Origin of the sequence: Asanoa siamensis (genome assembly GCF_016862555.1) — a bacterium.
GTDB classification, from domain to species: domain Bacteria; phylum Actinomycetota; class Actinomycetes; order Mycobacteriales; family Micromonosporaceae; genus Asanoa; species Asanoa siamensis.
In genome coordinates this window covers 67,066-87,580 of the sequence record NZ_BONE01000005.1, presented here as the reverse complement: position 1 = coordinate 87,580, position 20,515 = coordinate 67,066, and the positions used below count along the sequence as shown (strand labels likewise).

Here is a 20,515-nt window from a genome sequence, read left to right as displayed (position 1 = left end):
TTGCCGAAAACCAATCGGGCCGCTAGTTTTCCCGGCGCTGGGAACCACATGCCCCTTTGGTTCACGGCCACCCCACGTTTCACGACCGCGGCGGATTTTCCCGATCGCGGTAGGACCTGAGGAGAACTGGTGCCGCTCCCGTCACTGAGCCCCGAACAGCGCGCGGCAGCGCTGGAAAAGGCAGCGGAGATCCGCAAAGCCCGTGCTGCGCTGAAGGAGCAGCTCAAGCAGGGCAAGACCACCCTCGCCGCCGTGCTCGACCGGGCCGAGTCCGATGACGTCGTCGGCAAGCTGAAGGTTTCGGCCGTGCTGCAGGCGATGCCGGGCATCGGCAAGATCCGCGCTACCCAGATCATGGAGAAGCTGAAGATCGCCGACAGCCGCCGGCTGCGCGGTCTCGGCGACCAGCAGCGCAAGGCGCTCCTTGGAGAGTTCGCCGGCAGCTGACCCGCCGCGCGGGTAGAACGAAGTTGTGACCATGCATGACGAGGCGCGCCCGGCGGCTCGGCTCACGGTCCTGACCGGCCCTTCGGAGGCCGGTCGGGCAGCCGTGATCCGGCTGGTCCGGGCGCGCTCGCCATGGGTGCGGATGCCCGTCCTGGTCACGACGCGCCGCCGCCGCGACCACGAGGTCGACGGCGTGCACTACAGGTTCGTCGACGAGGCCGCGTACGACCGGCTGGTCGAGGAGCAGGGCCTGCTTGAGTCCGCCTCGATCCGGCACCACCGGTACGGCACCCCCCGCCGTCCCGTGGAGACCTGGCTCGCCGCCGGTGAGCCGGTCCTGCTCTCGATCGACCCGCGGGGCGCGGAGCTCGTCACCCTGGCCCACCCGGACGCCCGGGTCGTCCTCCTGCTGGCCCCCTCCGACGCGGTCACGGCCGGCGACGGGATCGCCGCGGCGATCATCAACCACGCCGCCGGGCGCGCCGCCGATGAGCTGGTAGGATTGCTCGGTTCGCCATTCCTGACCCCGGCCCGACCGCCGCGTGGCGGTTGAGAACTCAGAGGTTTGTTTTCCGTGGGATCCATCGCCACCAACCCTGAAGGCATCACCAACCCGCCGATCGACGAGCTGCTCGAGAAGACCACCTCGAAGTACGCGCTGGTCATCTTCGCCGCCAAGCGCGCGCGCCAGGTCAACGCCTACTACAGCCAGCTCGGCGAGGGCCTCCTCGAATACGTCGGCCCCCTGGTGGAGACCACGCCGCAGGAGAAGCCGCTCTCGATCGCGATGCGCGAGATCAACGCCGGCCTGCTGACGGCCGAGCCGACCGACAACCCGTAGGGCAATGACGACCCGGGTCGTGCTCGGTGTCGGTGGCGGGATCGCCGCCTACAAGGCCGCCGAGCTGCTCCGTCTGTTCACCGAGTCGGGGCACCGGGTCCGGGTCATTCCGACCGCGTCCGCCCTGCGCTTCGTCGGCGCACCGACCTGGGCCGCGCTGTCCCGCGAGCCGGTCGCCGACGACGTGTGGGCCGACGCGCACGAGGTGCCGCACGTGCGCCTCGGCAAAGAGGCCGATCTGGTGGTGGTGGCGCCGGCCACCGCCGACCTGATCGCCAAGGCCGCCCACGGCCTCGCCGACGACCTGCTCACCAACACGCTGCTCACCGCCCGCTGCCCGGTCGTCCTGGCGCCGGCGATGCACACCGAGATGTGGGAGCACCCGGCGACGCAGGCCAACGTGGCGCTGCTGCGCTCCCGCGGCACGCTGGTCATCGAGCCCGCCAGCGGCCGGCTCACCGGCGCCGACACGGGCAAGGGCCGACTGCCGGACCCGACCGAGATCTTCGCGTACGCCCGGCGGGTCCTGGATCGTCGTCTTTCCGCTGATCTGGCCGGGCGGCACGTCGTGGTCACGGCCGGCGGCACCCGCGAGCCGATCGACCCGGTGCGTTTCATCGGCAACCGCTCCTCGGGCAAGCAGGGCTACGCGTTCGCCCGCACGGCCGCCGCCCGCGGCGCCCGGGTCACCCTGGTCAGCGCCAACCCCGGCCTCCCTCCGCCCGCCGGTGTCGACGTCATCGTCGTGGGCACCACCGAGGAGCTGCGCAAGGCGACCGTCGAGGCCGCCGCCGACGCCGACGCCGTGGTGATGGCCGCCGCCCCCGCCGACTTCCGTCCCGCGTCGTTCGCGGTCGACAAGATCAAGAAGGTGCCCGGCGTCGAGCCCGCGCCGATCGCGTTGACGCTCAACCCCGACATCGCGGCCGAGCTGGGCGAACGCAAGCCCGCCGGCCAGGTGCTGGTGGTCTTCGCCGCCGAGACGGTGACGAGCGCGGAGGCGTTGGCCAACGCACGCAGGAAGTTGGCCGCCAAGCGCGCCGACCTGATCGTTGTGAACGAGGTCGGAACCGATAAGGTCTTCGGATCCGACGCCAACACAGCGACGGTGCTGGGTGCTGACGGCTCGGAGACAGTTTTCCCGCAGCAACATAAGGAAGACCTGGCCGACGCTGTCTGGGATCTGGTAACAACACGCTTGACGAGTACGTCTTAACCAGGGTCCTGCCGCTGGGGGCATGGCGGCGCGGCGCACCCTGGGGCCGGACCCGAGATTTTGTGAGGAGCACCGTGGCACGTCGCCTGTTCACGTCCGAGTCGGTTACGGAGGGCCACCCGGACAAGATCGCTGACCAGATCAGCGATGGCATCCTCGACGCGCTGCTGGCGCAGGACCCGCGCAGCCGGGTCGCGGTCGAGACCCTGATCACGACCGGCCAGGTCCACGTCGCCGGCGAGGTGACCACCCAGGCCTACGCCGACATCCCGACCATCGTCCGCGAGACCATCCTGGGCATCGGGTACGACTCGTCGAAGAAGGGCTTCGACGGCGCGTCCTGCGGCGTCAGCATCTCGATCGGCTCGCAGTCGCCCGACATCGCGCAGGGCGTCGACACCGCGATCGAGCTCCGCGACGGCGAGAGCGCCGGCGACGCGCTCGACCGCCAGGGCGCCGGCGACCAGGGCATGATGTTCGGCTTCGCCTGCTCCGAGACGCCCGAGCTCATGCCGCTGCCGATCGCGCTGGCCCACCGCCTGGCCCGCCGCCTGTCCGCGGTGCGCAAGGACGGCACGGTGCCCTACCTGCGTCCCGACGGCAAGACCCAGGTCACGATCGAATATGACGGCCTGCGCCCGATCCGCCTCGACACCGTCGTGGTCTCGTCGCAGCACGCCGCCGACATCTCGCTCGAGTCGCTGCTCACGCCCGACGTCCGCGAGCACGTGATCGGGCCCGAGCTGGAGGGCCTCGGCCTCGACACCGAGGGCTACCGCCTGCTGGTCAACCCGACCGGCCGCTTCGAGATCGGCGGCCCGATGGGCGACGCCGGCCTGACCGGCCGCAAGATCATCGTCGACACCTACGGCGGCTACGCCCGCCACGGCGGCGGCGCCTTCTCGGGCAAGGACCCGTCCAAGGTGGACCGCTCCGCCGCGTACGCGATGCGCTGGGTCGCCAAGAACGTCGTCGCCGCCGGCCTGGCCGAGCGGTGCGAGGCCCAGGTCGCCTACGCGATCGGCAAGGCCCACCCGGTGAGCCTGTTCGTCGAGACCTTCGGCACCGAGAACGTGCCGGTCGACCGCATCGAGAAGGCGATCGGTGAGGTCTTCGACCTCCGCCCGGCCGCCATCATCCGCGACCTCGACCTGCTGCGCCCGATCTACCAGCAGACGGCGGCCTACGGCCACTTCGGCCGCGAACTGCCGGACCTGACCTGGGAGAACACCGACCGCGCGGCCGACCTGAAGAACGCCGCCGGCCTCTGAGCCCGGTTTTACGAAGCGGGCCCGCACGACGTGCGGGCCCGCTTTCGCGTTTGCGGCGGTCGCCGCGCCGGGTATGCCTGGGCGATGCGACGCGCCCTGCTCCTCACGGCGGCGTTGGTCCCCGGGTGGCTGGCCGGCGCGCTCGTGCTGATGCTGCTGACGGACGAGTCGTTCGGCGGGGCGCTCGGCTCGATGCTCCCGGTCGTCGTCGCGATGGCGGTGCTCTACCCGGCTATCGCCCGGCGTAGCCGCGACAAGAGACGGCGGACCACCGAATGACGGGCTCGGCGTTTGTCGATGCCCGCCCGCCGGGTATCCGACCGCATGTGGCGGACCGTGCTTCTCCTCGCGCAGGTGGCTCTGCTGGTCCTCGTCTCCGGGGCGGTCGCGATGATCGTCGCGGCGGTGACCGGTGCGGTCGACGCCCGTCCTGAGACCTACGTCTTCCTCGGCGGCGCGATCGTCGTCTTCACCGCGGCGTTCGTCGGCATCCTCCGCCGCCTGCGGGCCGGCGCGCCACCGTTGCCGCGGAGCGGGCCGGAACACGCGGCGGCCGTGCGCCGGGCACGGCGGTTGCAGATCTTCTCGCTCGTCTGCGCGTTCGTCGCGGCGGCGGTCTCGCTGGGTCACCCGCTCTGGGACGAGGACGTGGACTGGTTCCGCATCGTCCAGGGCGTGTTCTGCGCGCTGCTGGGCGCCTTCCTGGCCTGGTTCGTCCATCGCACGCGAGGGGCGGGCTCCAGCGACGCGACCTGAAGTGGCCGGCCACGGCGTGCCCTTGCCTTTCTGGTGGTCGATGTCGGGTGGCCGAGCCCGTGTCCTGACCGGCGAGGCAGTCCGGGCTCGATGCGGCGGTGGGCTACGCGGGCGTCGCCCCCTCGACCCGGGTTGCGGCGACCCGGGGTTCATGCGTGGGTGGGCGACGCGGGCGTCGCCCCTCGACCCGGGTTGTGGCGGCCCGGGCGTCATGCGTGGGTGGGCGACGCGGGCGTCGCCCCTCGACCCGGCTTGCGGCGGCCCGGGGTTCATGCGTGGGCGGGCGCCACCCCTCGACCCGGGTTGCGGTGGCCTGCCCGACAGGTCGACGACGGGGCTGACGCCCGCCGCGCCCCGTGGGACGATGCGCCCGTCGGCGACGGAAGCGGGTGCGGATGCGGGGATCCGGGGGAGGCACGCGCGGCGACTCGTGGCCGTGGCTGGCCGTCTACGCGCTGCTGTTGGTGGCGGGCCCGACCCTGGCCGTGACCAGCGCCGTCCACATGCACCGTGAGGGCGCGAAACAGGACCGACTGCCGCTCGCCGGCGTTCCGGTCACCGCGACGGTGACCGACCGCGACAAGGGCAGCAGCACGAGCCGCGACACGACGACGGTGAGCTACCAGGTCGACGGCCGGGCTTACACGCGCACCATCCGGGGCCTGGCGAGCGGTCCCACGATGACGCTCTGGGTGGATCCCACCGACCCGACCGCGTTCGTGGCCGACAACGGCAGCACCGACGGCTCCGCCAGCGGCCCGAACGGCTGGGCGAGCGTGGCGTGGGGCGTGATCTTCGTCGCGCTGGGGGTAGCCGGCTTCGTCACCCACCGCCGCGCCAAGACCAGGCCCGGCCCGCCCGCCAAGCGTCCTCCGTCTGGGTCCGACCGCCCCGCCAAGGACAGGCCCACCGCACCACCCAAGCGCAGCCTGTCGAGAACCCGCCGCCGCGCGCCGTGAACGGTGCACCCGCGGCGGGCGGGTCGGGCACACGGCGGTGGAAGATGGTCCGATGGCCAACCGGAGCACCCGTGCGGAGCGGCAGCCCGCTCCCGAGCTGCCCGTGGCCCGCGTCTGTGTCGACGTGCCCCTCCCGCACCTCGACCGCCTGTTCGACTACCTGGTGCCGGCCGAACTGCACGAGCCCGCCCAACCCGGCACCCGGGTCAAGGTGCGCTTCGCCGGCCAGCTCGTGGACGGCTGGCTGATCGAGCGCGCCGCCGAGTCCGCGGTGGCCAAGCTGGCCTACCTGGAGAAGGTCGTCTCGCCCGAGCCGGTGCTGACCGCCGAGGTCGCGGGCCTGGCCCGGGCGGTCGCCGACCGGTACGCGGGCAGCCTCGCCGACGTCCTCCGCCTCGCCGTCCCACCCCGGCACGCCCGCGCCGAACAGCACCCGGCCCGCGACGAGACGCAGCCGGCCGAAACCGCCCGCCAGCCGGCTGTCGCGGCCGAGCCGCCGTCCCACGACACTCCCGCCTCCGATGATCAGACGCCCCGCCCGCCGCTGCCGGGTGAGCCGGGGGCCGAGGACCACACCGGCTGGGCCGAATACCACGCGGGCGAAGGCTTTCTGCGCGCCCTGCGCGACGGCAAGGCCCCCCGCGCCGTCTGGTCCGTCCTGCCCGGCGAGGACTGGCCGGCCCGCATCGCCGAGGCGGCCGCCGTCACCCTGGCGGCGGGCCGGGGCGTCGTCGCCGTCGTACCCGATGCCCGTGATCTCGACCGGCTCGACGCCGCGCTCGCCGTCAACCTCGGCAAGGGCCGGCACGTCACCCTGGCCGCCGGGCTCGGTCCCGCCAAGCGCTACCGCTCCTTCCTCGCCGCCAGTCGCGGTCAGGTCAAGGTCGTCGCCGGTACGCGGGCCGCCGCCTTCGCGCCTGTCGCCGACGTGGGCCTCGTGGTGATCTGGGACGACGGGGACGACCTGCACGCCGAGCCGCGGGCCCCGTACCCCCATGCCCGCGAGGTCCTGCTCACCCGCGCCCAGCGGGCCGGCGCCGCCGCTCTCGTCGCCGGGCACGCCCGGACCGCCGAGGCGCAGCTCCTGCTCGAGACCGGCTGGGCGCGCGAGGTGGCCGCCGACCGGGCGACCCTGCGGCGGCGTACCCCCGTCATCACGCCGACCGGCGACGACCCGCAGCTGGCCCGCGACCCCGGCGCCGCCACCGCGCGGCTGCCCAGCCTGGCCTGGGACGCCGCCAGAGCCGCCCTGAAGGCCGACGCGCCCGTCCTGGTGCAGGTGCCACGGCGCGGCTATCTGCCGTCCGTTTCGTGCGCCACGTGCCGCGCGCCGGCCCGCTGCTCCGCCTGCCAGGGGCCGCTCGCCCTGCGCTCGTCGCACGCCGTGCCCGCCTGCCGCTGGTGCGGGCGGGTCGCCGGTGATCACGTCTGCTCGCAGTGCGGCGGGCGCGGGCTGCGGGCCGCGGTCACCGGCGCGCGCCGGACGGCGGAGGAGCTCGGCCGGGCGTTCCCGGAGATCCCGGTCCGCACGTCCGGCCGTGACGAGGTGCTCACCGAGGTGCCGGCCGCGGCCGCCGTCGTGGTCGCCACGCCGGGCGCGGAGCCGGTCGCCGAGGGTGGCTACGGCGCCGTCCTGCTGCTCGACAGCTGGGCGCTGCTCACGCGGGCCGACCTGCGGGCCGGCGAGGAGGCGCTGCGCCGCTGGATGACCGCGGCCGCGTTGGCGCGGCCCGGCGTCTCCGGCGGTCGGGTGATCGTCGTCGCGGACGGTGGCGTACCCGTGGTGCAGGCGCTGTTGCGCTGGGATCCTGGCTGGCACGCCGCCCGCGAGCTGGCCGAGCGGCGCGAGCTGCGGTTCCCGCCGGCGGCGCGGATGGCGAGCCTCACCGGCACCGCCGAGGCCGTGGCGGACCTGCTCACCGCCGTGAACCTCCCGCCTGACGCGGAGCTGCTCGGTCCGGTGCCGGCTGACCAGGACCAGGAGCGCTATCTCGTACGCGCGCCGCGCGGTCGGGCCGCCGAGGTCGCGGCCGCGTTGCACCTCGCGTCCGGCGTACGCAGTGCCCGCAAGGCCCCTGACCCCGTGCGCGTCCAGGTGGATGCCACAGACCTGTTCTGACGCCACACGAGCATCGCTGACCAGCACCGTAGACTTGTCCAGATTGCGCCCGCGTGCCCCGCGCGGACGACCAGAACGAGGAGTTCCACGTGACCGTCCAGCCCATCCGTCTGTTCGGCGACCCGGTGCTGCGTACACCCGCGGATCCGGTCGTCGATTTTGACGCTGAGCTGCGCAAGCTGGTCGCCGACCTGGTCGAGACCATGCAGGAGCAGTCCGGGGCCGGGCTCGCCGCGCCGCAGCTCGGTGTCGGCCTGCGGGTGTTCACCTTCGACGTCGACGACGTCGTCGGCCACGTCATCAACCCGATGATCAGCTTCCCCGACGAGGAGGAGCAGGACGGCCCCGAGGGCTGCCTGTCGATCCCGGGCGTCTACGTCGACACGAAGCGCCGCATGAACGTCGTCGCGACCGGTTTCAACCAGTGGGGCGACCCGATCAAGCTCGTCGGCTCCGGCCTGATGGCGCGCTGCGTGCAGCACGAGACCGACCACCTCGACGGGGTGCTCTTCCTCGACCGGCTCGACGCCGCGGCCCGCAAGGAAGCGATGAAGGAGATCCGACAGGCCGAGTGGTACGACGCCGGCGCGCCGCCGGTGATCAAAACCAACCCGCACAGCGGTGCGGTGTTCGGCCTGGGCGGGGCGCGCTGATGCGGCTGGTCTTCGCGGGTACGCCGGTCGTCGCGCTGCCGGCCCTCGACGCGCTGGCCGCGTCGTCGCACGAGCTCGTCGCGGTGGTCACGCGGCCCGACGCGCCGGCCGGTCGCGGCCGGGGTCTGGTCCGGTCGTCCGTCGGCGCGTGGGCCGACGAGCACGGGGTCGAGGTGCTGACGCCGGCCAAGCCGCGCGAGCCGGAGTTCCAGTCGCGGCTGCAGTCGCTGGAGCCCGACTGTGTGCCGGTGGTCGCCTACGGCGCCCTGGTGCCGCCGTCGGCCCTGTCCATCCCTCGGCACGGCTGGGTCAACCTGCACTTCTCGCTGCTGCCCGCGTGGCGCGGTGCGGCGCCGGTGCAGCATGCCGTGTTGCACGGCGACGAGATCACCGGGGCGAGCGTGTTCCAGCTCGAGGCCGGTCTCGACACGGGCCCGGTCTTCGGGACGCTGACCGACGAGATCCGGGCCACCGACACGTCGGGTGACCTGCTGTCGCGGCTGGCGACGTCCGGGGCGGGCCTGCTGGTCGCGGTGCTGGACGCGATCGAGGCCGGCACCGCCCGGGCCGAGCCGCAGCCGGCCGACGGGGTGTCGCTGGCGCCGAAGCTGACGGTCGAGGACGCGATGGTCCGCTGGGACGAGCCGGCGTTCGCGGTGGACCGGCGGGTGCGGGCGTGCACGCCGGCGCCCGGGGCGTGGACGACGTTCCGGGAGGACCGGGTGAAGCTCGGCCCTGTGCGGCCGGTGGCGAATGGGCCTGCTTTGAAGCCGGGTGATCTGCTGGTCGATCGGACAGGGGTGCTGGTGGGCACGGCTACGACGCCGGTGGCGCTGGGCGAGGTACGGGCGGCGGGCAAGCGGGCGATGCCGGCGGCGGACTGGGCGCGCGGCGCCCGGGTCGAGTCGAACGAGCGTTTCGCATGACGGCCGACGTACGCGACGACGGCTTTCGCGGTCCGGACCCGGTTCGCGGAGGCCGCGACGACGGCTTTCGCGGTCCGGACCCGGTTCGCGGAGGCGACGGCGGGCGCGAGGCCGGTCGCGGTGATGGCTTCTCTGGCCGGGACGGCTTTCGTGGCGAGGGCCGCGGGAGTGGTGCGGTGTTCCGTGGGCAACGTGAGACCGGCGACGCGAGGGCTGATCGCGGTGAAGGCTTCCGCGGACGGGACGGCGACCGCGGGCGTAGCGGCGGTGGTGACGGCTTCCGTGGTCGTGACGCGGGCCGGGGCGGTGACGGTCGTGGCGGCGGGTTCCGTGGTCGCGACGGTGGCCGGGGCGGTGCCCGCCGTGGGGGCGATGGCGGGCGTGGCCGGGGCCCGGCCGGCGGCCGGGGTGGTCGCCCGACGGTCGACCCGGCGCGGTTCGCCGCGTACGAGGCGGTCGCCGCCGTCCACCGCGACGACGCGTACGCCAACCTGGTTCTGCCCAACATCCTTCGTGACCGCGACGTCCGCGGTCGGGACGCGGCGTTCGCGACGGAGCTGACCTACGGGGCGCTGCGCTCGCTCGGCACGCTCGACGCGGTGATCGCGGTCGCGGCCGGCCGCGAGGTCGACCGGATCGACCCGCCGGCCCGCGACGCGCTGCGGCTGGGCGCCTACCAGATCCTCTACATGCGGGTCCCGGCGCACGCCGCGGTCTCGTCCACTGTGGACCTCGTGCGGATCGTCGCGCCGGGCGCCACCGGCTTCGCCAACGCGGTGCTGCGCGAGATCACGACCCGCGACGCGGACGCCTGGGTGGAGCAGCTGGCGCCGTCGTACGAGAAGGACCCGGTCGGCAACCTGTCGCTTTCATACAGTCATCCACAGTGGATCGTGCGGGCCTTCCAGGAGGCGCTCGGCGGCTCGCTCGACGACACCGCCCGCCTGCTGATCGAGGACAACCAGGCGCCCGCGGTGCACCTCTGCGTCCGCCCGGGCCGCGCCGACGCGGTGGACCTGGCCGAAGAGGTCGGCGGCACACCGGGCGCGTTCTCGCCGTACGCGGTGTACCTCGCGGGCGGCGCCCCCGGCGACCTGGCCGCGATCCGCGACGGCCGGGCACACGTGCAGGACGAGGGCTCCCAACTGGTGGCGACGGCTCTGGCCGACGCCCCGATCGAGGGCGACGACGCGCGCTGGCTGGACCTGTGCGCGGGCCCGGGCGGCAAGGCAGGCCTGCTGGCTGCCCTGGCGGCGCAACGCGGCGCCCACCTGACGGCGGTCGAGGTGACCCCCCACCGCGCCGAACTGGTCACCCGCGCGGTAGCCGGCTTCCCGGCCACGGTCCTGAACACCGACGGCCGCACGGTCGGCCGCGACCCGGACCTACCGGAACAAGGCTTCGACCGCGTGCTGGTAGACGCCCCCTGCACAGGCCTGGGCGCCCTGCGCCGCCGCCCGGAGTCCCGCTGGCGCCGCCAGCCCAGCGACCTACCGCCGCTGACCCGCCTGCAACGCGAACTCCTGACGGCGGCCCTGCGAGCTGTCCGGCCGGGCGGGGTGGTCGGCTACGTGACGTGCTCCCCGCACATGGTGGAGACCCACGTCTCGGTCACCGAAGGCACCCGCCGAGCCGACATCCCGGTCGACTTCGTCGACGCCCGCCCCCTGCTGCCTGCGGGGATGCCGGGCTTGGGCACAGGCCCGACGGTGCAACTGTGGCCGCACCGCCACGGCACGGACGCGATGTTCCTGGCGGTCCTCCGCCGCACGGCCTGAACGCCGCCGGGGGCTTGACCTGCGGACGAACGCTCTGGGCGGGTTGAGCGCCTCGGGCGGCTCGAACGCCTTGGGGGGGCTGAACGCCGCCGGGCGGACGAACGCCGCCGGGCGGAACGTCTGCGGGCGGCTACCGCCGCCCGGCTATTGCGGGCGTGCCCTGGGACACGAACTGGCGACCACGGTCGGGTCATGTTCGTGCTTGTGGCGGCTACATGCCGAGCACCCGTTCTCGGACGTCGGCGCGGTCGCGGAGGTCGGCGGTCGGGCCCGCCGCCGCGATGCGGCCCTCGATGAGCAGGTAGCCGCGGCTCGCCGCCGACAGCGCGCGTTCGACGTCCTGCTCCACCAGCAGGACGCCGACGCCTGTGGCGGTGACCGCGGCGATCGCGTCGAAGACCTCGTCGACGATCACCGGCGCCAGGCCCAGCGACGGCTCGTCGAGCAGAAGCAGCCGGGGGAGCGCCATCAGGGCGCGGCCCAGCGCGAGCATCTGTTGCTCGCCGCCCGACAGGCTGCCCGCGTGTTGTCGTGCGCGTTCCTTCAGGCGGGGGAACAGGTCGTAGACCTGCGCCTCCGTCTCCCGGTGCGCGGCGCGCGCCTTCGGGCGGTAGGCGCCCAGCAGCAGGTTGTCGCGGACCGTCATGTGGCCGAAGACCCGGCGGCCCTCCGGGACCGTGGCCACGCCGTGGTCGCAGACCCGGTGCCCGGGCAGCGCCGCGATGTCGACGCCGTCGACGGTGATCGTGCCGGCGGCGGCCCGGTGCAGGCCCGCGATGGTCTGGACCAGCGTGGTCTTGCCCGCGCCGTTCGGGCCCACGATGCAGACCGTCTCCGCCGGCGCGACCTCCAGGTCCACGCCCCACAGCGCCTGGGCGTCGCCGTAGCGGGCGTCGACCCCGCGGACCTCAAGCACGTTGCCTCCCCAGGTAGGCCCGGACCACGGCCGGGTCGCGCAGGACCGTGGCCGGCTCGCCGTCGGCGATCAGGACGCCGCGGTCGAGGACGACGATCCGGGTGGCCAGCTGGTTGAGCACCCGGAGCAGGTGTTCGACGATGATGATCGAGATGCCGGCGGCGTGGATGCGGCGGATCACCGCTACCGCGTCGTCGATCTCGGCCGGGTTGAGGCCGGCCAGCGCCTCGTCGAGCAGCAGCACCACCGGCTCGGCCGCGATCGCGCGGGCCATCTCCAGCAGTTGGCGCTGGTGCAGGTTGAGGGCGTCCGGCAGCGCGTCGGCCAGGTGCTCCAGGCGGACCGTGGCGAGGTGCCGCACCGCGGCCTCCCGGGCCGACGCCAACGACGCGCCCGTGCGGCCGAACATCACGGCCATCGCGACGTTGTCCCGCACGGTCATCGAGGCGAACGGCTTCGGGATCTGGTAGGTCCGTGCCACGCCCGTGTGGGCCACCCGGTGCGGCGCGAGGCCTGTGGTTGTCCGGCCGCCGATGGCGATCGTGCCCCGGGTCGGCGGCATGGCGCCGGAAAGCAGATTGACCAGCGTGGTCTTGCCTGACCCGTTGGGGCCCACGAGCCCGACGATCTCACCGCTGGACACCGACAGGGAGACGTCGTCCAGCGCCCGAACACCACCGAAGTCACGGGTGACGCCGGCGACCGAAACCAATTCGCCAGGCGGCGACTGCGCCACGGGCGGCACGGGCGGCGGGGCGGGTTGCGGAAGGTCGGCGAGCGGTGCGGCGCCTGCGGGCCTGGTCGCTGGCGGCTCCGTGGGCCGGGCGCCCTCCGTCGGCGCTGCCGAAGGCTCTAAATGCCCCGCCGGCGAAGACACCGCGCCCGGCGCCGGCCGGAGGCGGTCGACCACCAGGGCGGCGACGATGGCCGCCACCATCGCGTACAGGATGGCGTCCAGCTCCGTGTACTGACCGCTGAGCAGCAGCCCGACAAGGACCGGGACGAAGACGCCGACCGTGAGCCACGGCCGGACGCGCAGCCGGCCGAACAGACCGTCGGGCGCGGCGACCACGAACAGCACCAGGACGGCGCCGAGGATGATGTTGCCCCACTGGTCGAGCTCCTGCGCCGCCAGCTCGTCCTGCAGGACGGTGACGAACGCGGCGCCGACCACCGGGCCGGCCCAGTGTCGCCGGCCGCCGAGCACGCTCATCACGATGACGAACAACGGCACGGTGAGGGTGAACACCAGCTCCGGCTGCACGGCCCCGTTGCGCACCGCGAGCAGCGCGCCGCCGAGGCCGCCGAGCGCGCCGCTGAGCACGATGGCGAGCATCTTGTAGCGGAACGTCGGCACGCCGAGCGCCTCCGCCGCGTCCTCGTTGTCGTGGATCGCGTTGAGCCCACGACCGAGGCGGGAACCCTGCACCCAGAGCGCGGTGCCGACCGCGAGGGTGGCGACCAGCAGCATGAGCAGGAAGATCAGGTGTTGGAAGTCGCCGACCCAGCCGGGGAAGTCCGGCAGGGGCAGGGTCGTACCGAGCCCGCCGTCGATGTCGCGGTTGATCCGCACGAACGCGGCCAGGATGAACGGCACGGCCAGGGTCAGCAGCGCGAAGATCTCGCCGCGCAGCGCCCCGAGCCGGAACGCGACCGCGCCCGTGACGGCCGCGAGCAGCGCGCCGAGCAGCCCGCCGACCAGGATCGAGACGGGATAGCCGACGTCGTGGCGACCGGTCAGCACGGCCACCGAATAGGCGCCGACCCCGACGTAGGCCGCCTGCCCGAAGCTGAAGTAGCCGGCGTAGCCGGACAGGATGTTCCAGCTCGTCGCCTGGATGACCCAGAACAGCACGGACGTGGCGAGCACCAGCAGATAGGGCGCGATGCCGAGCGACGTGTTGAAGTGGGCGAGTACCGCCAGCACGAGGGCCACCCCGGCCAGGATGCTCAGTCCCTTTCGGACACTCATGCGGCGGCCCTCCGGGTGAACAGGCCCTTCGGCCGCAGGACCAGTGCGAGGATGATGGCCAGGAACAGCACGAACGGCTCGTAGCTCGGGTCCCAGAGCACCGCGACCACGGCCGAGAACGCGCCCACGCCGAGGCCGGCGAAGAGCGAGCCCAGCAGGTTGCCGATGCCGCCGAGGATGACGACGGCGAAGACCGTGCCGAACCACTCGTACGCGTGCGCCGGCGCGATCGTGTTGCCCAGCGCGAACACCATCCCGGCGACGGCGGCGCTGACCCCGGCCAGCCCACCCACGACCATCCCTAGTCGGCGGTGATCGATGCCGAAAGAGGCGGCGACCGTGCGGTCCTGGGCGAACGCCCGCAGGCCCCGGCCGGCGAAGGTGCGCTCCAGCACGAGGTGCCCGCCGCCGATCAGCAGCACGGCGAAGCCGAGCGCGACCAGCCGCGAGATCGGCAGCGCGATCGACCCGAGGTGTACGGCGCTGGTGCCGTAAGGATTCTCGCCCGCGTCGATGTGCCGGAAGTCCGCGGTCCACACCTGTGTGGTCAGCTCGATCGTGATCATCAGGAGGCCGAAGCTGACCAGCAGCGAGTTGAACTCGACGATGTTCAGCCGGTCGTACGCCCATTGCAGCGCGGCACCGGCGACGAACAGGACAGGCGCGGAGACGAGCAGGGTGAGCACCGGGTCGATGCCCCAGGCGGTGGTCAGTTGGTAGGTGAGGTAGGCGCCCACGAGGATCAGCCCGAAGTGCGCCAGGTTGATGACCCGCAGGGCGCCCCAGGTGACCGACAGGCCGGCCGCCATCAGGGCGTACAGCCCACCGATCAGGGCCCCACTGAGCGCCGCCTGGACGGCAGTCATGCCGGTGCCTCCCTCATGTGTCCTCCTCGAGCCGACGCGTCGCCCGTGCCGGGAGACCGGCACGGGCGGACGCGAACCGTTAGCTGGTCGGTGCCTTGATGGGCGCGGCGGCGCGGTCCTGCGGCCAGACCATCACCCACTCGCCGTTCTGGATCTGCTTGATGCCGAGCGTCGTCGGCCAGAAGTTGTTGACCTTCTGGTCGAACGCGAGGTGGCCGCTGAACGTGGTGTCGGCGCCCTTGCTGTGCAGCGCGTCGCAGACCGCCTTGTTGTCGACGCTGTTCGCCGCCTTGACGCCCGACGCGAGGATCTCCCACGCGTTCCAGCTCGCCGCCGCCTGCGTCTCGAACACGGGGAACGCGACGCTCGCGGCCGTGGCCTTGGTCTTGAACTCGTCGACGATCGCCTGGGCGTCGCCGCCGACCTTGTCGACCAGGGCCTTGTTGGGCTCGAAGATGGACACCGACAGCGCGCCCTCGCTCGCCGGGCCGAGGCCCAGCAACGGCCCGGGGGCGGGGAACAGGCTGAACACCAGCGGCGGCGTGTAGCCGAGTTGCTTCATCGCGTTGAGCGCGTTGACGGTGTCGACGCCGAGGCTGTTGCTGATCACCAGGTCGGGCTTGGCGTCGCGGACCTCGGCCGCCATGCCGGCCCAGTCGGAGGTGGTCGGCGGGTAGTGCCGGTCGACCACGACGTCGAGCCCGCGCTCCTTGGCGACGGTGAGCACACCGGTCTTGTCGTCGCCTAGGCCGTCGGTGACGAACGCCGCCGACCCGCTCTGGCTGGTCAGCACCGCGACCTTCTTCGGCGGCGTGGGCAGCGTCGCCACCGCGTCGAAGAGCAGGTTGGGGATGAACTGGTTGGGCGTGGGCCCGATCGACCAGGCGGGGAACTGGCAGGGGTAGGTGAGCTGCGGTGCCAGCACGGCGGTGTGCTGGGGCAGGACGTAACCGTGGCGCTCGGCCACCGCCATCGCGGCGAGGATGTTCGGGGTCGCGTACGGCCCCATGATGAGGTCGACCTTGTTCTGCGTGATGAGCTGCTCGTAGAGCGGCCCCACCTTGGCGGTGTCGGACTGGTCGTCGAGGATGGTCCACTCGACCTTGCGGCCGAGCAGGCCGCCGGCGGCGTTGAGCCGCTCGACGAACTGCTCGCCGGCGATCTTGTGGATGAGACCGGTGGCCGCGAAGGCACCGGTGAGGGACAGCGTCGAGCCGACCACGATGGGGCTCTGGTCGGTGGCGCCGCCGCCTCCGGACTCCTGTTTGCTGCTGCATGCCGCGCCCGAGGCGACCATGACGATCGCCGCGAACGCCGCGAGCACGCGCCTGCGCACGGTTGCTCCTCCCTAGCGGGCGTCGTGGACGACGACCCCGCCGAGCACGGTCAACACGGAATTGATCTTCTTGAGATCGGCGTCGCCGACGCGCCGCCGGTCGAAGTAATCGCGGTTGAGCACGGCGACGTCGCCCAGGCGGCCGGGCGCGAGCACGCCGAGCCGGTCTTCGTCGACGCCGCCCAGGAACCAGCCGTTGGCCCGGGTGTAGAGCTCGACAGCTTCCTGTCGGGTCAGCAGTTGGTTGCCGTTGATGGCCACGCCGAGCGCGTTGACGCCCGTCGTGGCGTAGTAGGCGTGCACCCATGGATTCATCGGCGCGATCTGCATGCCGTCGGAGCTCATGCCGAGCGGGATGCCGTTGTCGGCGAGCATTCTGTAAGGCGGGCCCGCCGCGGTGGGGGTGCCCGCGAAGTAGCGGAAGCCGGTCACGTTGATGCCGCCGCCGAGCGCCTTGAGCTTGTCGACGTAGTCCTCGGTGATCGACGGCACGTGCCCGACCACCCACCGCAGGTCGGTGATCGGGAACTCCGCGTTGATCAGCGCGAACCCGTCGATCTCGGCCTTGAAGTCGGTTGTGGACAGTGAGTGCACCTCGGCCCGCCAGCGGGCCTGCGCCACCTTGCGCGCGGCCTCCAGCCAGCGCAGGTTGCCGGGGGAGCCGCTGGTGATCGGGTCGCTCGGCACGGGCGCGACGAACTCGCCGATGCCGCCGGTGCGGACCAGGTCGTTGCCGAAGAACGGGAACGCGTTGCGCAACCGCTCGCCCAACGCCACGCTCGCCGGGTCGGCGTCCATGTGGAGGAAGTTGATCCGCAGGCGGACGATGCCGTCACCGTCGCCGAACACCGACAGGAACGGCAGGTGCATGCGGTAGTTGTCCTCGTGGGCAGCTCCGTCGGACGGCGCGTCGGCCGCCTGGAAGGCGCCCTGGTCGAGGTGGGTGGTCACGCCGAGGCTCACCGCGTAGCGCATGGCGTCGCGGGCGCCGCGCCTGCGGTCCTCGAACGTGAGCTGGCGGCGCAGGGCGAGGGTGGCCCGCCCGGTCTGCTGCCCGGCCGCGATCGCACCGTCGGCACCCACCGTCACCGGACCGTCGGGCCCGGGCACGCTCTCGAAGAACGCCTTTCCGAGGCTGTTGGTCACCGACGGCCCGGTGAAACCGATCGAGAGGTAGACCGGGTGGTGCGGCGCCGCGGCGTCGAGTTCAGCCAGCGACGGTAGGCGACGCTCTTCGAATTGATTGAAGTGAAAGCCCCCGATGGTGGTGACGAACGCGCCGGCCGGCGCGACCCGCGTCCGCGCACGGATCGTCGACTGGACGTCGGCGACGGAGTACGCGTTTTCCAAAGGCGTGTGGTAGCCGGGCCGGTTGCCCATCAGCACGATGTGGTTGTGGCAGTCGATGATGCCCGGGACCGCCGTCTTCCCGCGCAGGTCGATCGCCCGCGGCGGGTCGGTGAACTCCTTGCGGGCGTGGCTCTCCTTGTCGCCGGTGTAGACGATCTCGCCGTCCCGGATCGCGACGACGGAGACGACCGGGTCGCGCCGGTCCATGGTGTGGATCTCGCCGTTGGTCAGGATCAGGTCGCCCGCGGGTGCCGTGCCGCCGCCGTGTGCCGCGGCCGCGCCGGCGCCCGCCATGGGTGCGGCGGCCGCCGCGGCGCCCGCGAGCGCGCCGGAGCGCAGCAGATCGCGTCGTGTCGGACCCCGCCGAGGTGTCTCGCTCATCGAACGAAACCGCCTTCCAGAGAACAGGTCTGTAGGGCTACCGGTCGCGCGGACCGGCAGGGATGGGCATCAGCCGTGGGTCAGTGGCCGTGCCGCGTGAGTTCGCCGGAGTCGTGGACGACCTGGCCGCCGACCGCGGTGAGGACGGGCCGGATGCGCTTGAGGTCCTCGTCGCTGACGGTGCGGTAGTCGCGGTCGAGCACGACGAGGTCGCCCAGCTTGCCGGTCTCGATCGTGCCGAGCTTGTCTTCCATGTTGAGGAACCAGGCGTTCTCGCGTGTCCAGAGGCGGACGGCCTCGTCCCGCGTGATCTGCTGGCCGACGTTGATCTCGACCCCCAGCGCGTTGCGGCCGGTGACCGCGTAGTAGACGCCGAACCAGGGGTTGAGCGGCGCGATGTGCACGCCGTCGAGGTGGATGCCGGCCTTGATGCCGTGGTCGAGGATCGTGCGGAACGGCGCGCCCGCCGCGGTGCCGCTGCCCGACATGAACGCGAACGTGCCGCCGTTGACCGCGCCGCCGAGCGCCTGGAGCCGGTCGAGCAGCGCCGTCGTGACGACCGGCACGTGGTCGATGCGCCAGCGCAGCCGGGTGATGTCGTGCTGCGCGTTGACCGCCTCGTAGCCGGCGATCTGCGCCTCCAGGGCGGCGAGGCTCAACGCCCGGTTGTTGTTGCGCCAGCCGGCTGCCGCGATCAGTTGCTGTGCCCGCGCCCAGACCGGGCCCGTGCCGTCGCCCGGGGCGCCCCACTCGCCGATCCCGCCGGTCATCAGCAGGTCGTCGCCGAAGAGCTGGAACTGGTTGGCCAGCCGCTGGGTCAGCTCGGGCAGGTTGATGTCGTTCTGGTTGTGCAGGAAGTTGGTCTGCAGCCGGATGAACGTGCGGCCCTCGGCGTGCAGCGCGCGCCACGCGTCGTACATCCGGTAATGGTCGAAGTTGGACAGTGCGTGGTTGGGTTGCGGCGGGCCGACGACGGGGAAGCCGACCTCGTCGAGCACGGCGGTGATGCCGACGCTCGCCGCGTAGCGCATCGCGTCGAGCGTGCTGCGCTTGCGGTCGTCGAAGGTCTGCGTGAGCCGCACGTTGTAGAGGGCGGCCTCGGCGTTGGCGACGCCGGTGATCGAACCGTCCGCGCCGACCACCGACGGCACTGCTGCCGCCTCGAAATAGGCCTTGCCGAGGGAGTTGGTCCAGGCCGGGCCGGTGAAGCCCTGGAAGAGCAGGATCGGGCGATCGGGGACGGCGGCGTCGAGCTCGGCCAGCGTCGGCAGCCGGCGCTCGGCGAACAGGTTGGGATGGAAGCCGCCCATCGCCGTGATGAACTGGCCGGGCGGCACGTCGCGGCGGCGCGCGGCGAGCATCCGCTGGATGCCGGCGATGTCGCGGGCGTTCTCGATGACCACGTGGTAGCCGGGCCGGATCGCCAGGCTGACGAAGTGCACGTGTGGCTCGATCATGCCGGGCACGACCGTGTGGCCGCGCAGGTCGACGACCGTGGGCCGGCCGGGCACGAGCCGTTTGAGCTGGCCCAGGCTGCCGCCGACACCGACGATGCGGCCTTCGGATATGGCCACGCCGGCGACCGTACGACCGCGGTCGTCGAACGTGCGGATCTTGCCGTTGTGGAGCACCAGGTCGCCGCGTGGCGTGGTGCGGTCGACGACCGATGCGGGCGCCGACCCGGACGCGGCCGCGCCGCCGGCGAGGCCGGTCGCGCCGAGCGCGCCGCCGGCCGCCGCCGCTGCGCCGGCACCGAGGACGCGGCGCCGAGGGAGGGATGGGGGTGGGGTCATTCGGGGCTGCACCGCCCTTCGCGGTCTTATCCACCGAGGCACCCGGGTGTTCAGCGTCCGTGACGGACGTGTTGCGGGGGTGGTGCCCGGAGGTGATATGAACCACTACTGAGGCGAGAGTGTATGGCCCTGGTGGACAGTGTGCAATAGCACTGTGCAGAGGTGTGCGTGCCAGTTGAACAGATCTAGCTGAAGCGCTCCGCGACGAACCAGACCCCGATCGCGGGCTCCACGCCGTGGTTGGCATAGGAATGCGGCGTCGAGCAGTCGAACGAGACCGAGTCACCGGGGTTGAGCACATAGGTGTCGAAGCCCAGGGTCAGCGTGAGCTGGCCGGTCAGCACGTGGCCCCACTCGGTGCCGGAATGCCGCATCAGCACACCGATGCCGGAGGAACTGCCACCCGGCGCGTACGTGATGCGCAGGAAGTCGACGTGCGTGTCGGGGAGTTGGCCGAGCAGCTCCCAGGTGACGCCGGAGTCGAGCTGCAGCGACTCGCGCTCCTCGGCGGTGACCACCGGGCCGACGCGGCGTTTCTGCGCGAGCATCCGCAGGCCCTGCGCCGCGGCGGAGGTCGCGGGCGCGTCCACCGGGGACGGCGGCGCGACGGTGACGCTGCCCGGCGCGGGCCACGCCACGTCGAGCGCCGGCGACGCGGGCACGCGGGGGCCGCCGTCGCTGAAGATGTCCTCGACGGAGATGCCCAGGGCCGCGGTGATGGCGTAGAGCGTGCTGACGGACGGGTTGCTCTTGCCGGTCTCGATCTGCGAGATCAGGCTGGCCGAGGTGTCGACCAGACGGGCCAGGCCGCGCACGGTCATGCCGCGGTCAAGTCGCGCCTGGCGCAGTCGGTCGCCGATCGGAGGCATCCCCGCCTGTGCCGTCACGTGCCCGCCCTTCGTACCGTCGCTCGCTTTGTGTGGTGATGCTTGACG

19 protein-coding genes are annotated in these 20,515 nt (G+C 72.6%); 12 read left to right on the top strand and 7 right to left on the bottom strand.

The window, feature by feature from the left end; all coding sequences use genetic code 11:
* Nucleotides 1-129 precede the first annotated feature (129 nt).
* From mihF to Asi02nite_RS04910, 12 genes are all read left to right on the top strand, one after another.
* Nucleotides 130-447 (top strand): integration host factor, actinobacterial type, encoded by a 318-nt coding sequence (gene mihF, locus Asi02nite_RS04965; RefSeq protein WP_203710939.1) that lies wholly within the window; start codon nt 130-132, stop codon nt 445-447.
* 25 nt (nt 448-472) lie between these two features.
* Nucleotides 473-1,000, top strand: a complete 528-nt coding sequence (locus Asi02nite_RS04960; protein WP_203710938.1) for a guanylate kinase — start codon at nt 473-475, stop codon at nt 998-1,000.
* A gap of 21 nt (nt 1,001-1,021) precedes the next feature.
* Nucleotides 1,022-1,288: a DNA-directed RNA polymerase subunit omega gene (rpoZ, locus tag Asi02nite_RS04955; RefSeq protein WP_089255590.1), complete on the top strand. Its 267-nt coding sequence runs from the start codon at nt 1,022-1,024 to the stop codon at nt 1,286-1,288.
* Nucleotides 1,289-1,292: 4 nt separating this feature from the next.
* Nucleotides 1,293-2,504, top strand: coding sequence for a bifunctional phosphopantothenoylcysteine decarboxylase/phosphopantothenate--cysteine ligase CoaBC (coaBC, locus tag Asi02nite_RS04950; protein ID WP_203710937.1), 1,212 nt, complete (start codon nt 1,293-1,295; stop codon nt 2,502-2,504).
* Nucleotides 2,505-2,578: 74 nt separating this feature from the next.
* Entirely contained in the window at nt 2,579-3,775 is a 1,197-nt protein-coding gene (metK, locus tag Asi02nite_RS04945; RefSeq protein ID WP_203710936.1) for a methionine adenosyltransferase, read from the top strand.
* 84 nt (nt 3,776-3,859) lie between these two features.
* Nucleotides 3,860-4,054: a hypothetical protein gene (locus Asi02nite_RS04940; protein WP_203710935.1), complete on the top strand. Its 195-nt coding sequence runs from the start codon at nt 3,860-3,862 to the stop codon at nt 4,052-4,054.
* 75 nt (nt 4,055-4,129) lie between these two features.
* Nucleotides 4,130-4,531, top strand: coding sequence for a hypothetical protein (locus tag Asi02nite_RS04935; protein WP_203710934.1), 402 nt, complete (start codon nt 4,130-4,132; stop codon nt 4,529-4,531).
* Nucleotides 4,532-4,926: 395 nt separating this feature from the next.
* On the top strand, nt 4,927-5,490 hold the full coding sequence (locus Asi02nite_RS04930) for a DUF3592 domain-containing protein (protein ID WP_203710933.1): 564 nt from the start codon (nt 4,927-4,929) through the stop codon (nt 5,488-5,490).
* 52 nt (nt 5,491-5,542) lie between these two features.
* A complete protein-coding gene (locus tag Asi02nite_RS04925; RefSeq protein ID WP_203710932.1) occupies nt 5,543-7,609 on the top strand; it encodes a primosomal protein N' in 2,067 nt (688 codons plus the stop codon).
* Nucleotides 7,610-7,698: 89 nt separating this feature from the next.
* Nucleotides 7,699-8,262, top strand: coding sequence for a peptide deformylase (gene def, locus Asi02nite_RS04920; protein ID WP_203711011.1), 564 nt, complete (start codon nt 7,699-7,701; stop codon nt 8,260-8,262).
* Nucleotides 8,262-9,188 (top strand): methionyl-tRNA formyltransferase, encoded by a 927-nt coding sequence (fmt, locus tag Asi02nite_RS04915; RefSeq protein ID WP_203710931.1) that lies wholly within the window; start codon nt 8,262-8,264, stop codon nt 9,186-9,188. Before def ends, fmt begins: the two co-directional genes overlap by 1 nt.
* A complete protein-coding gene (locus Asi02nite_RS04910) occupies nt 9,185-10,966 on the top strand; it encodes an RsmB/NOP family class I SAM-dependent RNA methyltransferase (protein ID WP_203710930.1) in 1,782 nt (593 codons plus the stop codon). Before fmt ends, Asi02nite_RS04910 begins: the two co-directional genes overlap by 4 nt.
* Before the next feature lie 211 nt (nt 10,967-11,177).
* Here Asi02nite_RS04910 and Asi02nite_RS04905 read toward each other — a convergent pair whose 3' ends face one another.
* The 7 genes from Asi02nite_RS04905 to Asi02nite_RS04875 form a co-directional block, all read right to left on the bottom strand.
* Nucleotides 11,178-11,882, bottom strand: a complete 705-nt coding sequence (locus tag Asi02nite_RS04905; protein WP_203710929.1) for an ABC transporter ATP-binding protein — start codon at nt 11,880-11,882, stop codon at nt 11,178-11,180.
* Nucleotides 11,875-13,854, bottom strand: a complete 1,980-nt coding sequence (locus tag Asi02nite_RS04900; RefSeq protein WP_203710928.1) for a branched-chain amino acid ABC transporter ATP-binding protein/permease — start codon at nt 13,852-13,854, stop codon at nt 11,875-11,877. The genes Asi02nite_RS04905 and Asi02nite_RS04900 overlap by 8 nt, the downstream gene beginning before the upstream one ends.
* Nucleotides 13,851-14,720 (bottom strand): branched-chain amino acid ABC transporter permease, encoded by an 870-nt coding sequence (locus Asi02nite_RS04895; protein ID WP_203710927.1) that lies wholly within the window; start codon nt 14,718-14,720, stop codon nt 13,851-13,853. The genes Asi02nite_RS04900 and Asi02nite_RS04895 overlap by 4 nt, the downstream gene beginning before the upstream one ends.
* A 79-nt stretch (nt 14,721-14,799) precedes the next feature.
* Nucleotides 14,800-16,056 carry an amino acid ABC transporter substrate-binding protein gene (locus Asi02nite_RS04890; protein WP_203710926.1) on the bottom strand — a complete coding sequence of 419 codons (1,257 nt, stop codon included), beginning with the start codon at nt 16,054-16,056 and terminating at the stop codon, nt 14,800-14,802.
* 12 nt (nt 16,057-16,068) lie between these two features.
* Complete coding sequence (locus Asi02nite_RS04885) at nt 16,069-17,787, bottom strand: amidohydrolase family protein (RefSeq protein ID WP_203710925.1); 1,719 nt, start codon at nt 17,785-17,787, stop codon at nt 16,069-16,071.
* Nucleotides 17,788-17,867: 80 nt separating this feature from the next.
* On the bottom strand, nt 17,868-19,580 hold the full coding sequence (locus Asi02nite_RS04880; RefSeq protein ID WP_203710924.1) for an amidohydrolase: 1,713 nt from the start codon (nt 19,578-19,580) through the stop codon (nt 17,868-17,870).
* Between the two features lie 185 nt (nt 19,581-19,765).
* Nucleotides 19,766-20,467 (bottom strand): helix-turn-helix domain-containing protein, encoded by a 702-nt coding sequence (locus Asi02nite_RS04875; RefSeq protein WP_203710923.1) that lies wholly within the window; start codon nt 20,465-20,467, stop codon nt 19,766-19,768.
* Between the last annotated feature and the right edge of the window lie 48 nt (nt 20,468-20,515).